General features: G+C 73.4%; 3 protein-coding genes. All 3 read right to left on the bottom strand.

Annotated features, from left to right (window positions below):
- A partial coding sequence (locus tag AC07FT_RS36145) for a type I polyketide synthase (RefSeq protein WP_479180399.1) occupies positions 1 to 2,363 on the bottom strand: 2,363 nt, incomplete at its 3' end.
- Between the two features lie 16 nt (positions 2,364 to 2,379).
- Complete coding sequence (locus tag AC07FT_RS36140) at positions 2,380 to 14,508, bottom strand: SDR family NAD(P)-dependent oxidoreductase (RefSeq protein ID WP_479180397.1); 12,129 nt, start codon at positions 14,506 to 14,508, stop codon at positions 2,380 to 2,382.
- Between the two features lie 42 nt (positions 14,509 to 14,550).
- The coding region (locus AC07FT_RS36135) for an SDR family NAD(P)-dependent oxidoreductase (protein WP_479180395.1) at positions 14,551 to 16,228 on the bottom strand (1,678 nt) is incomplete at its 5' end.

Here is a 16,228-nt window from a genome sequence, read left to right as displayed (position 1 = left end):
ATCGGCTCGATGCCCTCCAGGACACGCATCAACTCGTCGTGGATCTCATCGACCTGAGGACCATGGGAGGCATAGTCCACCTCGATAAGCCGCGCCCGGTCCCCACCCTCCTCACACGCCACGACCACAGCCGCCACCTGCTCCGGCGGACCCGACACCACCGTCGAACCAGGACCATTGACCGCCGCCACACCCACACCAGCAGCCCGCTCACCCAACCCGGCAAGCACCTCACCGGCACGCTCCTGACCAACCCCGAGCGACGCCATCGCCCCACCACCAGCCAGCCTGCGCAACGCCCGGCTCCGCAACGCAACGACCCGCGCACCATCCTCCAACGACAACGCACCCGCCACCACCGCCGCCGCGATCTCACCCTGACTATGACCCACCACCGCAGCCGGCCTCACCCCATACCCGGCCCACACCGCCGCCAACGACACCATCACCGCCCACAACACCGGCTGCACCACATCAACACGACCCAGATCCGCAGCCCCCTCAACCCCCCGCAACACCTCCGTCAACGACCAATCCACAAACGGACTCAGCGCCCGCTCACACTCCGCCACCCGCCCCGCGAACACCGGCGACACCTCGAGCAGCCCGGCACCCATCCCCACCCACTGCGAACCCTGACCCGGAAACACCAACACCGGACCCACACCAGCCACCACCCCAACACCATCCGAGGACACCACACCCGGATGCGACCCACCCACCACAAACGCCTCAAGAGCAGCCGTCAACTCCCCACCATCAACCCCCAACACCACCGCACGATGCTCAAACACCGAACGCCCCGCAACCAGCGACCAACCCACCCCCACCGGCGAACAACCACCATCCCCCGACACCCGGCCCACCAACGCCGCCGCCTGCCCCCGCAACGCCTCCGCACCACGCGCGGAGAGCACCCACGGGACCACACCGCCGGCGCACCGGCCGTCCCCGGCGGGAGATTGCTCCACCTCATCGGCATCGGGAGCCTGCTCCACGATCACATGCGCGTTGGTACCGGAGATACCGAACGCGGACACCCCGGCCCGGCGCGGGCGTTCTTCGCGCGGCCACGGAACCTCGTCGGTGAGCAGCCGTACCGCGCCGCCGGTCCAGTCCGCGTGCGGTGTCGGTTCGTCGATGTGGAGGGTGGCGGGCAGTACCTCGTGGCGGAGTGCCATCACCATCTTGATGACACCGGCCACACCCGCCGCACCCTGCGTATGACCGATGTTCGACTTCAACGACCCCAACCACAACGGCCGATCCCCCGACCGATCCCGCCCATACGTGGCGATCAACGCATCAGCCTCGATCGGATCGCCCAGTGTGGTACCCGTGCCGTGCGCCTCGACCGCGTCGACCTCCGCGGAGGACAGCTGGGCGTTGACGAGCGCCTGCCGGATGACACGCTGCTGCGAGGGGCCGTTCGGAGCGGTGAGTCCGTTGCTGGCGCCGTCCTGGTTGATGGCCGAGCCCCGTAGGACAGCCAGCACCTGGTGCCCGTTGCGCCGCGCGTCGGACAGCCGCTCCAGGAGCAGCAGGCCGACACCTTCGGAGAAGCCGGTGCCGTCCGCGGCGGCCGCGAAGGGTTTGCAGCGGCCGTCGGGGGCCAGTCCCCGCTGGCGCGAGAATTCGACGAAGGTGTTGGGGGTGGTCATGACGGTCACACCACCGGCCATCGCCAAGGTGCATTCACCGCTCCGCAGTGCCTGGCAGGCCAGGTGCATGGCCACGAGGGACGACGAGCACGCGGTGTCCACGGTGACCGCGGGCCCTTCGAGACCGAGGGTGAACGCGATACGTCCGGAGACGACGCTGAGTGTGTTGCCGGTGAGCAGGTAGCCCTCGGCGCTCTGCTCGATATGCGGGGTGCCGAAGCCGAGGATGCCGGCGCCCGCGTAGACGCCGGTGGGGGTGCCCTTCAGGGAGCGGGGGTCGATTCCGGCGCGTTCGAGCAGTTCCCAGGAGACCTCGAGGAGCTGGCGTTGCTGTGGTTCGGCCGCGAGGGCCTCCCGGGGGCTGATGCCGAAGAAGGTGGCGTCGAAACCGTCGGCCCGGTCGAGGAATCCGCCATGCCGGACGTAGCTGGTGCCGGGGTGGTCGGGGTCCGGGTGGTGGATGCCGTCCAGGTCCCAGCCCCGGTCGGCGGGGAACGGGCCGATGGCGTCGCCGCGCGAGGCGACGAGCCGCCACAGGTCCTCGGGCGAGGCGATCCCGCCCGGGAAGCGGCAGGCCATGCTGACGATGGCCACCGGTTCCTGGGCCCGCTCCTCCACCTCGCGCAGCCGCTGCCGGGTCTGCCCCAGGTCTGCGGTCACGCGCTTGAGGTACTGGCGGAGCTTCTCTTCCGTACCCGACATCAGTTCCGCTCCTCCATCAGGGCAGTTCACGGTCAATGAGCTCGAACATCTCGTCATCCGACGCGGACTCCAGACCGCTGAAGTCCGTCCCGCCGTCGGGGTCGCCACCACCGCCGCCGTTCCACTTCGCGAGGAGAACGCTGAGCCGTTTGGCGATCCGCTGTCGGCCTTCGTCATCGGTGACCAGCGCGGCGAGGGTGGTGTCCAGCCGGGCCAGCTCGTTGAGGACCGGGTCCACCCCGTCCTGGCGGTCGGGGGTGACGCCTTCGCCGGGAGCCAGCCGCTCCAGCAGATGTTCGGCGAGCGCGGCCGCCTCGGGGTAGTCGAAGACCATCGCGGCGGGGAGCCGCAGACCGGTGGCGGCGGCCAGCCGGTTGCGCAGTTCGACGGCGGTCAGGGAGTCGAAACCGAGCTCCTTGAAGCTGGTGTCCGCTTGCACGGCGTCCACATCGGTGTGTCCGAGCACGGTGGCCGCGTGGCCCCGGACCAGGTTGAGCACCGTGCGGTGGCGTTCGGTCGCCGACAGCCCGGCCAGGCGTGCGGCCCAGTCGACCTGCTGACCGCCGTCATCAGCCGCGGCCGTCCGCCGTCCGGCACCACTCGTGCCACGTTCGGCGGCCACGGTGCGCAGGGCGGCGGGGACGGTGTCGGCGGGCAGCCCCGCCAGGGTCCGTGCGTCCACATCGGCGGCGACCAGGAGGTCGGCTCCGTGCTGCACTGCGGCGTCGAGCAGGGTGAGGCCGTGCCGTGCGGTCAGCGCGCGGATTCCGGTGCGTGCCATCCGGGCGAGGTCGGCTTCGGCGAGGTGTCCGGTCATACCGCTGGCCTCGGCCCACAGGCCCCACGCCACCGACACCCCGGGAAGTCCCGCTGCCCTGCGGTGGGCGGCCAGGGCGTCACAGAAGGCGTTGGCCGCCGCGTAGTTGGCCTGGCCCGGGCTGCCCATCACCCCGGCCGCCGAGGAGAACATCACGAACATCCCCAGCCGCAGGTCCGCGGTGGCGGCGTGCAGATGAGCCGCGGCCGTCGCCTTCGCCGCCCACACCCGCGCCAGCCGCTCCGGCGTCTGCGAGGTGACCACGGCATCGTCCAGCATTCCGGTGGCGTGGATGACCCCGGTGAGCGGATGGGCCGGATCGATGTCCGCCACCAGGTCGGCCACCGCCCCGGCGTCGGTGACGTCGGCGGCGACGATCCGTACGTCCGCGCCGAGTCCGGTGAGCCGCGCGGCCAGTCCGGACGCGCCCGGGGCGTCCGCACCGCGCCTGCTGACCAGCACCAGATGGCTGGTGTGCCAGGTGCGGACGAGGTGTTCGGCGACATGGCCGCCGAGGGTGCCGGTGCCGCCGGTGATGAGCACGGTGCCGTCCGGGTCGACGGCCGCGGGCACGTCCAGCACCAGCTTGCCGGTGTGGCGGGCCTGGCTGAGCTGGCGCAGCGCGTCCCGGGCCCGGCTCAGCGGGCGGGTCCGTACGGGAGCCGGTCGCAGCACACCGGTGGCGAACAGGGCGCTCATCTCGCGCAGCATCTCGCCGATGCGGTCGGGGCCGGCGTCGGGCACCAGGTCGAACGCCCGGTAGCGGACGCCGGGATGGGTTGCCGCGATCTCGTCGGCGTCCCGGATGTCGGTCTTGCCCATCTCGGAGAACCTGCCGCCCTCGCCGAGCAGTCGCAGCGAGGCGTCCACGAACGGTCCGGCCAGGCTGTTCAGTACGACGTCCACACCGCGTCCGCCGGTGGCCTCGCGCAGCGTGTCCTCGAAGGCGAGGTCACGGGAGGTGGCGCGGTGCGCGGCGTCGATGCCCATCTCCTCGAGCACGGCGTGTTTGGCGGGGCCGGCCGTGGCGTAGACCTCGGCACCGAGGTGACGGGCGATCTGTACGGCAGCCATCCCGACACCACCGGTCGCGGCGTGGATGAGCACCGATTCGCCCGCCGTCAGCCCGGCCAGGTCCACCAGGCCGTACCAGGCCGTGAGGAACACCACGGGGACGGCCGCGGCCTGCTGGTAGTTCCAGCCCTCCGGGACCGGCACCACCATCCGCGCGTCCGCCACCGCGTAGGGGCCGAACGCGCCCTCGAACAGGCCCATGACGCGGTCCCCGGGCACCACGCCGGTCACCTCGGCGCCGGCCTCCAGCACCACTCCGGCGCCCTCGCTGCCCCGGAACACCCCGCCACCGGGGTACATGCCGACGACGATCAGGGCGTCCCGGAAGTTGAGGCCCGCGGCGTGCACGGCGACGCGTACCTCACCGGGGCCCAGGGGTTCCAGGACCTCGGGGCACGGCACCGGTGTCACGTTCTCCACGGTGGAGGCGCCCCGCACCGCGAGCCGCCAAGCCCGCTCCCCCACCGGCGCGACGAGACCACCGCTGGCGGGTCCACCGGCGCGCACCAGCCTGGGCGCGCGGACACCTCCGGCGCGCACCGCCACCTGGGGTTCGTCCAGTGCGGTGGCACGCAGCACCGCGTCCACCACCCCCGCGCCGGTTTCCGCCGCGCCGGGTCCGCCACGGGGGTCGAGGTCGAGCAGGACCAGCCGGTCCGGGTTCTCCGACTGCGCACTGCGCAGCAGCCCCCATACGGCGGCGCCCGCCGGGTCCGGCGCCGTGGCGTCGAGGTCTTCGCCATGGGGGTCACCGGCGGCCACGGCGCCGCGGGTCACCACCACCAGCCGGGCACCGGCCAGGCGGGGTTCGGCCAGCCAGTCCCGCACCAGCCGCAGCGTGTCCTGGGCGGTGGCGAGGGCGTGGGCCTCGTCCGCCTCCCGGCCCGTTCCCGTGGCAGGGATCGCGGTCAGGACGACCGCGGGCGCCGGGGCGCCGGTGTCGAGCGCCGTGATCAGCGCTGCCAGGTCGGTGTGGCGCACCAGGTCGGCGTTGCACTCGCCGGTGTCGTCCGGTCCGGCCACCGTCCAGGTGGCGTCCGGTCCGAGCACCGTCCAGGTGCCGTCGCCGGCGGCCGGTGCGGGCAGGGTGGTGCCGATGCCCGGGGCGGGGGTGGGCAGGGAGATCCAGTCGAGGGTGAACAGACCCTCGGTGCCGGTGCGGGTCACGGTCCGGAGCTGATCGGCACGGGCGGGCCGCAACTCCAGCGCGTCGACCGTGAGAACGGGGTCGCCGACGGCGTCGGCCACGCTCACCCGCAGGGTGCGCCGGGCGTCGGTGTCATGAGCGTGCGGGGACAGCCTGACGCGCACGGTGGTGGCGCCGGACGCCCACAGGGTCACACCCGTCCAGGCGAACGGCAGCCACAGCGTGCCGTCGGCGGCGGTCTCCCCGGCCGGATCGCCCAGCAGGGCGGCCGGGTGCAGCACGGCGTCCAGCAGGGCGGGATGGATACCGAATCCGCGCTGGTCCCCGGCGGCTTCGGGAAGTGCCACCTCGGCGAGGACGTCGGCACCGTCCCGCCACAGCTTCCGTACGCCGCGGAAGGCGGGTCCGTATCCGTATCCGGCGGCCGCGGCACGTGCGTAGAGCGCGTCCGCGTCCGCGGGTTCGGCGCCCGCGGGGGGCCATGCGCCGACCGCGGACGGGGGGTCGGCCGCGCTGTCGCGGGGCGGGCCGAGCACTCCCGTGGCGTGGCACACCCACGCGGTGTCCGGGGTGTCCTGGTCGGTCCGGGTGTACACGCGGATATCGCGCCGTCCGTCGTCGGCGGTGTCCCCCACGACGACCTGGACGCGCAGTCCGCCCGACTCCGGGAGTACCAGCGGCACCTGTGAGGTCAGTTCCTCCACGGCGCCGCAGCCCGCCTCGTCGGCGGCCTGGAGCGCCCATTCGACCTGTGCGGCGCCGGGGACGAGCACCGCGCCCGCCACCCGGTGGTCGGACAGCCAGCCCTCGCCGCCGCCGGCCGCGATGCGGCCGGTGAGCAGTCGGCCGCTGCCGTCGGCGACCTCCAACGCCGCTGTCAGCAGGGGGTGTTCGGCGGGGACGAGTCCGAGGTCGGCCGCATCGCCACCACGGCCGCCGGTGCCCTCCAGCCAGTAGCGCTCGCGCTGGAAGGCATAGGTGGGGAGGGCGATGGTGTGCGGGGCGGGATCCGTGGGGAACAGACCGGTCCAGTCGACCTCGATCCCCGTGGTGAACGCCTGGCCCACCGACCGCAGCAGCTGGGCGAGATCGCCGTGGTCGCGGCGGAGCGTGGGCACCGTGACGGCGTCGGCTGCGGCTTCCTCGAAGGTCTCCTGCATCCCGACGGTGAGTACGGGGTGGGTGCTGGCCTCGATGAACACCCGGTGGCCGTCGCTCAGCAGCGCCTCCACGGCGTCGGCGAACCGCACCTGCTCCCGCAGATTGCGCACCCAGTACGCGGTGTCCAGGACGGTGGTGTCGGTCCGGCCACGGGTCACGGTCGAGTAGAACGCCACCTGGTCGGCGGGCACGGCACGCGGTTCGACCCCGGCCAGGAGTGTGGTGAGTTCATCGGTGATCTCGTCCACCTGAGGGCTGTGGGAGGCGTAGTCCACCTCGATCATCCGGGCCCGCTCACCGGAGTCCCGGCAGGCCGTCGCGGCGGCGGCCACCTGCTCCGGAGGGCCGGACACCACGGTGGACGCCGGGCCGTTGACGGCGGCCACGACCACCGAGGCGGCACGGTCGCCGAGCCGGTCCAGCAGCGTGGCCACCTGCTCCTCGCCGATGCCGAGGGAGGCCATCGCGCCACCACCGGCCAGTCGGCGCAGCGCCTGACTGCGCAGGGCCACGATCCGGGCGCCGTCGTCGAGCGAGAGCGCCCCGGCCACACAGGCCGCGGCGATCTCGCCCTGGCTGTGACCGACGACGGCGGCGGGCTTGACGCCGTAGCCCTCCCACACGGCGGCGAGGGACACCATCACCGCCCACAGCACGGGTTGCACCACGTCCACCCGGCTGAGGTCGGCGTGGCCTTCGGTACCGCGCAGGACATCGGTGAGCGACCAGTCGACGTGTGGTGCCAGGGCGCGTTCACAGGCGGCCGCGCGGTCCGCGAAGACCGGCGAGACGTCCATCAGCCCCGCGCCCATGCCGATCCACTGGGAACCCTGGCCGGGGAAGACCAGGACCGGGCCTTTGCCGCCCGTGGTCGCCGGGGTGGTGGAGTGGACCACTCCAGGGTGGGTCTCGTCCGCCGCCAGTGCCTCCACGGCCGCGAGCAGTTCGGCCCGGTCGTCCCCGACCATGACGGCCCGGTGGTCGAAGAGGGTGCGGGTGGTCAGCAGCGACCACCCGATCTCGGTGGGTGACGCGGTGGTGTCGGTGGTCAGCCGTTCGGCGAGGGCTCGGGCCTGGTCGCGGAGCGCGGTGGCGCCGCGCGCCGACAGCACCCAGGGCACCGTGCCGGTGGCGGGCACGGCCGGTGCGGGAGCGTCCCCCGGGCCGGGTGCCTGTTCGAGGATCACATGGGCGTTGGTGCCGCTGATGCCGAAGGAGGACACACCCGCGCGCCGGGGCCGCTCGGTGCCGGGCCAGGTGACGGCCTCGGTGAGCAGCCGTACCGCGCCGTCGTCCCAGTCGACATGGGGGCTGGGCGTGTCGATGTGCAGGGACGCGGGCAGCACGCCGTGGCGCATCGCCATCACCATCTTGATGACGCCCGCCACTCCGGCGGCGGCCTGGGTGTGGCCGATGTTGGACTTCACCGAACCCAGCCACAGCGGCTGATCCTCGGGGCGTTCCCGGCCATAGGTGGCCAGCAGCGCCTGGGCCTCGATCGGGTCGCCCAGGGTGGTACCTGTGCCGTGGGCTTCCACCACGTCGACGTCGGACGGGGCGAGCCGGGCGGTGGCCAGCGCGGCGCGGATCACCCGCTGCTGCGACGGACCGTTGGGCGCGGTGAGTCCGTTGGAGGCGCCGTCCTGGTTGACGGCGGAGCCGCGGATCACGGCGAGCACCTGGTGTCCGTTGCGCCGGGCGTCCGATAGGCGTTCCAGGACGAGCAGTCCGATGCCCTCGCCCCAGCCGGTGCCGTCGGCCGCCGCCGCGAACGGCTTGCAGCGGCCGTCGGCGGCGAGGCCGCGCTGCCGCGAGAACTCGACGAAGGTGTTGGGCGTGGCCATCACGGTGACGCCGCCGGCCAGGGCCAGGGTGCATTCACCGTTGCGCAGTGCTTGGGCGGCGAGGTGCATCGCCACCAGTGAGGACGAGCACGCGGTGTCCACGGTCACCGCGGGCCCCTCGAGACCGAAGGTGAACGCCACGCGCCCCGAGGCGATGCTCGGTGTGCTGCCGGTCATCAGACGTCCCTCGACGCCCTCCGGTGTGCGGCCGAGGAAGCGGCTGCCGTAGTCGTCGTACATGACACCGGTGATCACCGCGCTCTGGCTGCCCCGCAGCCCGACCGGGTCGATCCCCGCGCTCTCGAACGCCTGCCAGGCCGTCTCCAGCAGCAGCCGCTGCTGGGGGTCGGTGGCCAGCGCCTCACGCGGGCTGATCCCGAAGAACTCGGCGTCGAAGCGCGGAGCGTCGTGGAGGAATCCGCCTTCGCGGGCATAGCTGGTGCCGGTGTGGTCGGGGTCGGGGTCGAACAGGTCCGCCAGGTTCCAGCCGCGGTCCGCGGGGAACTCCCCGATGGCGTCGCCCCCTTCGGACACCAGCCGCCACAGGTCCTCCGGTGAGCCGACACCGCCCGGATAGCGGCAGGCCATACCGACGATGACGATCGGATCGTTGTCGGCCGCCACCGGCGCGGCCGCCGGTGTGCTGCCCGGTGTCACGCCCGGGTCCGTGCCGACGAGCTGGTCGCGCAGGAAGAGGACCAGGGCGTCGGGGGTCGGGTAGTCGAAGATGACGGTGGCCGGGATCCGGGTGCCGGTGGCCGTGCCCAGCCGGTTGCGCAGATCGAGGGCGGTCAGCGAGTCGAAGCCGAGTTCCTGGAAGGCGCGGCCGGGTTCGATGGCCTCCGGGTCGGGATGGGCGAGGACGGCGGCGATCTGGTCGCGCACCAGCTCGGCGATGGCCCGGTCCCGCTGTTCCGCGGGCAGTCCGGCCAGCCGCGCGGCCCACGGTCCGGTCCCGGTGTCCGTGACCGGACGCGCCGGTGTGCGCACCAGACTCCGCAGCAGCGGTGGCAGCGGCCCGGTGGCGGCCCTGGTGCGCAGCGCCGCCGTGTCGAACCGGGCGGGGACGACGGTGGGGTGAGGGGCGGTCAGCGCCGTGTCGAGGAGCGTCGGCACCTGGTCGTCGGGGATCGGGGCGTTGCCGGAGCGGGCCATCCGGGCGAGGTCGGTCGCGTCGAGGTGGCCGGTCATACCTCCGGCCGTGGTCAGCAGTCCCCAGGCCAGGGTGTGGGCCGTCCGGCCCTCCGCCCGGCGGTGTTCGGCGAGCGCGTTGAGGAACATGTTGGCGGCCGCGTAGTTGGCCTGGCCGCCGTTGCCCAGGACGGACGCGGCGGAGGAGAACATCACGAACGCCGCGGGGTCGCGGTCCCGGGTGAGCCGGTGCAGCTGCCAGGCGGCGTCCACCTTGGGTGCGAGGACGGTGTCGAGCTGTCCGGGTGTCATCGCGGTGACCACACCGTCGTCGAGCACACCGGCCGCGTGGACGACGGCCGTGAGGGGGTGGTCCTCGGGGATGGTGGCGAGCAGGTCGGTCAGCGCGCGCGGATCGGCGGCGTCACAGGCGGCGACGCGCACCTCGGCACCGAGTGCGGCCAGTTCGGCGGTGAGCTCGTCCACGGCGGACGAGCCGCCGCTCCGGCTGATCAGCAGAAGGTGGCGTATGCCGTGTGCGGAGGCCAGGTGCCGGGCGACGAGCCGCCCCAGGGCTCCGGTGCCACCGGTGATCAGGGCGGTGCCGTCCGGATCGAGGGCGGGGAACACCGCGTCCTGGCCGGGACGCACCGGGACCAGGCGCGGGACGCGGATCTCCCCGCCCCGCAGCGCCAGTTCCGTTTCGTCGGCGGCGGTGGCGGCCGGCAGCGCGGTGCGCAGGGCCCGGCGGGAGCGGGGGTCGTCGTCCAGGTCCGCCAGCAGCACCCGCCCGGGGTGTTCGGCCTGTGCCGCGCGGACCAGGCCCCACAGGGGTGCGCCGGTCAGATCGGCGGGTGGGTCCGCGGGCCCGGTGGCCACGGCGCCGCGGGTGACGACGGCCAGCCGGGTGGCGGCGAACCGTTCGTCGGTGAACCAGTGGCGCAGGGTGGTGAGCAGCCGGCGGGAGGCGGTCCGCACCCGTGCCGGTATGTCCTGGGACTCGCTGTGGGCGGGGGACCCGCCGGGGGCGGGAACGTCGGCGCCGGTGTCCGGAGCGTCATGGCATTCCACGACGACCAGGCCGGGAACCGGCTGCCCGTTGTCCACGGCGGCGGTGAGCGCGGCGAGGTCGGGGAGGAGGACGGCGTCGGGCCCGGTGGCCAGATCCAGCGGGTCCGGTCCGACCACCGCCCACACCTCGTCGGATGACGGCTCACCGATGGCCGCGGGCCCCGGTTGCCAGTCCAGCCGGTACAGCGGGGTGTCGGCCGCGGCGGCGCGGGCGGAGCGCCAGCGGTCGGCGGAGATCTCGCGGAGGCCCAGGGACGCGATGGTGGCCACGGGCGCGCCCTGGTCGTCGCTGAGCGTCAGGGCGACACTGTCCGCGGCGGTCGGGGTGATGCGGACGCGCAGCCGGGTGGCGCCCGTGGTGTACAGCCGTACCCCGCTGAAGGAGAACGGGAGCCGGACCGTCGGTGCCGTGGTGTCCTCCGGTCCGCGGCCGCCGTTGAAGAGCTCTTCGATGGGGTGCAGGGCGCTGTCCAGGAGCGCGGGGTGCAGTCCGTAGCTGTCGGCCCCGCCGTGGTGTTCGGCGGCCAGGCGTACCTCGGCGAGCATCTCCTCGCCGTGGGCCCAGGCGGCGCGCAGTCCGCGGAAGGCCGGACCGTAGGCGTAACCCTGGTCGGCCAGCCGCTGGTAGAGGTCGGCCACGTCGACGGGTACGGCGCCGGACGGCGGCCACGCGGCCACCGGTGGCCCGGCCTCCACGGGTGAGGTCGCGGCGGTGAGCACGCCGGTGGCGTGGCGGATCCAGGAGGTCTCCGGCCCCTCACCCTCGTCGGCGTCGGGCCGGGAGGAGAGGGTGAGCGCGCGCCTGCCGGACGCATCGGGGGCGGTGACCGCGAGCTGGATGCGCACCGCGCCCGAGGAGGGCAGCAGCAGCGGTGTCTCCAGGGTGAGGTCATCGATGAGTTCGCAGCCGGTCCGTGCCCCGGCGAGCAGGGCGAGTTCCAGGACGGCCGTGCCCGGCAGCGGCACGCTGTCCGCGATGGTGTGGTCGGTCAGCCATGCGTGGGTGTGCGGGGCCAGCCGTCCGGTGAGCAGCAGTCCGCCGTCGGGTGTCTCCACGGCGGCCTGGAGCAGCGGATGGTCGGTGGCCCCGAGGCCCACCGCCCGTACGTCGGCGGTGCCGGTGGGGACGGGGCGCCAGTACCGCTGTCGCTGGAAGCGGTAGGTGGGCAGGTCGACGGGGCCCGCGGGCTCCGGCAGGGCGGCGGCGAAGTCGACGGTGGCGCCGTCGTGGTGCAGGGCGGTCAGCGCGGCGAGCAGGGTGCGCGGTTCGTCACGGCCCTCGCGCAGCGCGGTGGCGAACACGGGGGCGGTGTCGGGTGTGGTCCCCTCGTCCCGCAGCGCGTCCTGCGCCATGGTGGTGAGTACGGCGTCCGGCCCCAGTTCGAGGTAGCGGGTGGTGCCCTCGGCGTGCAGGGTGCGCAGACCGTCATGGAACCGCACGGGCTGCCGCACGTGGCGCACCCAGTACTCGGGGTCGCGGAGCTGGTCGGCGGTGGCCGGTTCCCCGGTGAGGTTGGAGATCACCGGGATGCGCGGCGGATGGTAGTCGAGTCCGCGGGCCACCGCGCGGAACTCGTCGAGCATGGGGTCGAGCAGCGGGGAGTGGAAGGCGTGGCTGACCTTCAGCCGCTTGGTCCGGTGCCCCTGTCCCCCGAGGGTGCGGGCGATGTCGTCGACGGTCTCGGCGTCCCCGGACACCACGATCGCCGTGGGCCCGTTGACGGCTGCCAGCGCGACGCGGTCCTCACGGCCCGCGAGCAGGGGCAGGATGTGGTCCTCGGTGGCCTCGATCGCGGCCATGGCACCGCCGGCCGGGAGTTCCTGCATCAGCCGTCCCCGGGCGGCCACGAGCGCGCAGGCGTCCGGCAGGGACAGCACACCCGCCACGTGGGCGGCCACCAGCTCCCCGACGGAGTGTCCGGTGAGGAAGCCGGGGACGACGCCGAAGGACTCGACCAGCCGGAACAGGGCGGTCTCCAGGGCGAACAGGGCCGCCTGGGTCACCCCGGTCCCGTGCAGCGCGTTCGCCTCGGCGGTGTCCTCGGCGGCGAACACCAGGTCGCGCAGCGGGCGTCCGAGCAGCGGGTCCAGGTGCGCGCAGACCTCGTCGAAGGCGGTGGCGAACACCGGATGGGTCCGGTGGAGCTCACGGCCCATCCCGGGCCGCTGGCTGCCCTGCCCGGTGAACATGACGGCGGTGCCGCCGGAGCGGACGGGGCCGGTGGCCAGGGTCAGCGCGGGGTGGTGCTCGCCGTCGGCCAGGGCCCGTACCGCCGCGAGCAGTTCCTCGCGGGTCCCGGCCACCGCCGTGGCCCGGTGTTCGAAGGCGGAGCGGGTCCGGGCGAGCGACCAGGCCACATCGGCCGCGGACTGCCGCGAGTGGGCGGCCAGGTGCCCGGCGAGTGCCTCGGCCTGTGCGCGCAGCGCCCGGTCCCCGCGTGCGGACAGGGTCCAGGGGATGAGCGTGGTCTCCCGCGGGGGCGCGGACCGGGCCGAAGCGGCCGTGGCGGCCGGGGCGGGGGGCTGTTCGAGCAGCAGATGGGCGTTGGTGCCGGAGATGCCGAAGGAGGACACCGCCGCCCGGCGCGGCCGGTCCCCGCCCGGCCAGTCGACGGCTTCGGTGAGCAGGCGTACGGCGCCCGCGTCCCAGTTCACATGCGGGGTGGGCCGGGTGAGGTGGACGGTGGCGGGCAGTGTTCCGTGCCGCATCGCCATGACCATCTTGATGACACCGGCCACCCCGGCGGCGCCCTGGGTGTGTCCGATGTTGGATTTGACCGAGCCCAGCCACAGCGGTTCACCGTCGGCCCGGTCCTGGCCGTAGGTGGTCAGCAGGGCGTGGGCCTCGATGGGGTCGCCGAGCCGGGTGCCGGTGCCGTGCGCCTCGACGACGTCCACCTCGGCCGGGGAGAGCCGGGCGTTCGCCAGCGCCTGGGTGATGACGCGCTGCTGGGACGGGCCGTTGGGCGCGGTGAGGCCGTTGGAGGCGCCGTCCTGGTTGATGGCCGAACCCCGGATGACCGCGAGGACCCGGTGGCCGTTGCGCCGGGCGTCGGACAGCCGTTCCAGCAGCACCAGGCCGACGCCCTCGGAGAAGGCGGTGCCGTCCGCTTCCTCGGAGAACGCCTTGCAGCGGCCGTCGGGGGCCAGACCGCGCTGCCGGGAGAACTCGGTGAACACGTTCGGGACGGCCATGACCGTGACACCGCCCGCGAGGGCCAGTCCGCACTCTCCCTGGCGCAGCGCCTGGCAGGCCAGGTGCATGGCGACCAGCGACGAGGAGCACGCCGTGTCCACCGTGACGGCGGGCCCCTCGAGGCCGAGGGTGTACGCCACCCGGCCGGACAGCACACTGGGGGCGTTGCCGGTGACGAGATAGCCTTCGGCGCTCTTGTCGATGTGCGGGGTGCCGAAGCCGGGGAGGGCGGTGCCCGCGTAGACACCGGTCGCGCTCCCCTTGAGCGAGGCCGGGTCGATCCCGGCGCGTTCGAGGAGTTCCCAGGACGCCTCCAGCAGCAGCCGCTGCTGGGGGTCGACGGCCAGTGCCTCGCGGGGGCTGATGCCGAAGAACTCGGGGTCGAAGCGGTCGGCGTCGTAGAGGAAGCCGCCCTCGCGGGCGTGGCTGGTGCCGGGGTGGTCGGGGTCCGGGTGGAAGAGGCCTTCGAGGTCCCAGCCGCGGTCGGTGGGGAACCCGCCCATGGCGTGCGCACCGGAGGCGACCAGCTGCCACAGTTCCTCGGGCGTGGTCACACCGCCGGGATAGCGGCAGGCCATGCTGACCACGGCCACCGGCTCCTGGGCGCGGTCCTCGACCTCCCGCAGCCGCTGCCGCGTTTCGTGCAGATCGCCGGCGACTCGCCTCAGATAGTCGACCAGCTTCTCTTCATTAGCATGAGCCACAGAGGGTCACCCGGCCTTCAGCGAAGAGGCGCGCCACGTTGTTCATGACAGGCCAAGCTCGTTGTCGATGAATTCCAGAACCTGATCGGCGGACGCGACCTGGAGCCGCTCCACCGCGTCGGTGTCGTCGGAGGGCGTGCACATCGCCTTCCACTTCGAGAGCAGGGTCTCCAGCCGTGCCGTGACCACCCCGGTCTCCACGTCCTCCACGACCACGGCGGACAGGCTGTTCTCCAGCCTGAGCAGCTCGTTGAGGAGGGGGTGGGGTGTCCCGGGGCCGGGGTCCGCGGTGAGGGAGTCCCCGGGTGCCAGTTGCTGTCGCAGGTGTTCGGCGAGCACGGTGGCTTCCGGATGGTCGAAGACCAGGGCGGCGGGCAGCCGCAGTCCGGTGGCGGCGGCGAGCCGGTTGCGCAGCTCCACGGCGGTCAGCGAGTCGAAGCCGAGGTCCTTGAACGACGCGTCGGCATGGACGACGGAGGCGTCGGCGTGTCCCAGGACGGTGGCGGCGTGGGTCCGCACCAGGTTGAGCAGCAGCCGGTGCTGTTCGGAGGACGGCAGCCCGGTCAGCCGCACTCCCCAGTCGGTGGGCGGGCCCCCGGCGGCCGCGGTCGGCCGGACGCGTCGGCCGCCGCCGGTGGCCGCGAGGGCCCGCAGGGGCGCGGGCAGGGCGGTGGCGGCCTGGGCGGCCAGTGCCCTGGTGTCCAGGTTGAGCGCCAGCAGATGGGGGTGGCCGTGGTGGCGCGCGGCATCCAGCAGGGCCAGGCCCTCAGCGGTGCTGTTGGCCTGGATGCCGAGGCGGCCGATCCGGGCCAGGTCGGTGTCGGCGAGCCGTGCGGTGAGCCCGCTGGTGTCCGCCCACAGACCCCATGCCACCGACTGTCCCGGCAGTCCCAGGGCCTGGCGGTGGACGGCCAGCCCGTCGCAGTAGGCGTTGGCCGCCGCGTAGTTGGCCTGGCCCGGGGTGCCCAGGTCGGAGGCGAAGGAGGAGAACATCACGAACATGCCGAGCCGCAGGTGCGCGGTGGCGGTGTGCAGATGGGCCGCCGCCCCGGCCTTGGCGGCCCAGGCCCGCTCCAGCCCTCCGGGGTTCTGGGAGGGCAGCATGGCGTCGTCCACGACACCCGCGGCATGGATCACACCCGTCAGCGGATGGGCCGGGTCGATGTCCGTGATCAGGCCGTGCAGCGCGGTGGCGTCGGTGATGTCGAGGGGCTCGACACGGACCGACGCGCCCAGGTCGGTGAGGCGCTGCGCCAACTCGCGGGCGCCCGGAGCGTCAGGGCCACTGCGGCTGACCAGCAGCAGATGCCGGATGTCCCCCGTGCGGACGAGGTGTTCGGCGACGTGGCCGCCGAGGGTGCCGGTGCCACCGGTGATCAGGACGGTCCCATCGGGGTCCACCGGCGCGGGAACATCCAGCACCAGCTTGCCCGTGTGCCTGGCCTGACTCAGATACCGCAGCGCCTCCCGCGCCCGCCCGAGCGGCCACGAACGCACCGGAAGCGGCTCCAGCACCCCCGCCTCGAACAACCGCACCAACTCGGCCAGCATCCGACCGATCAGCTCAGGCCCGGCGTCCGCGATCAGATCGTAGGGGAGGTAGCGCACACCGGGGTGGTCGTGTCCGGGGTCGCGGAGGTCGGTCTTGCCCATCTCCAGGAAACGACCGCCCTCCCCCAACAACCGCAACGACGCATCGATGAACTCCCCCGCCAGACTG

Source organism: Streptomyces sp. NPDC045899 (assembly GCF_056431485.1).
The sequence above is the reverse complement of the archived record's forward strand: the minus strand, read 5'-3'. Positions and strand labels throughout refer to the sequence as shown.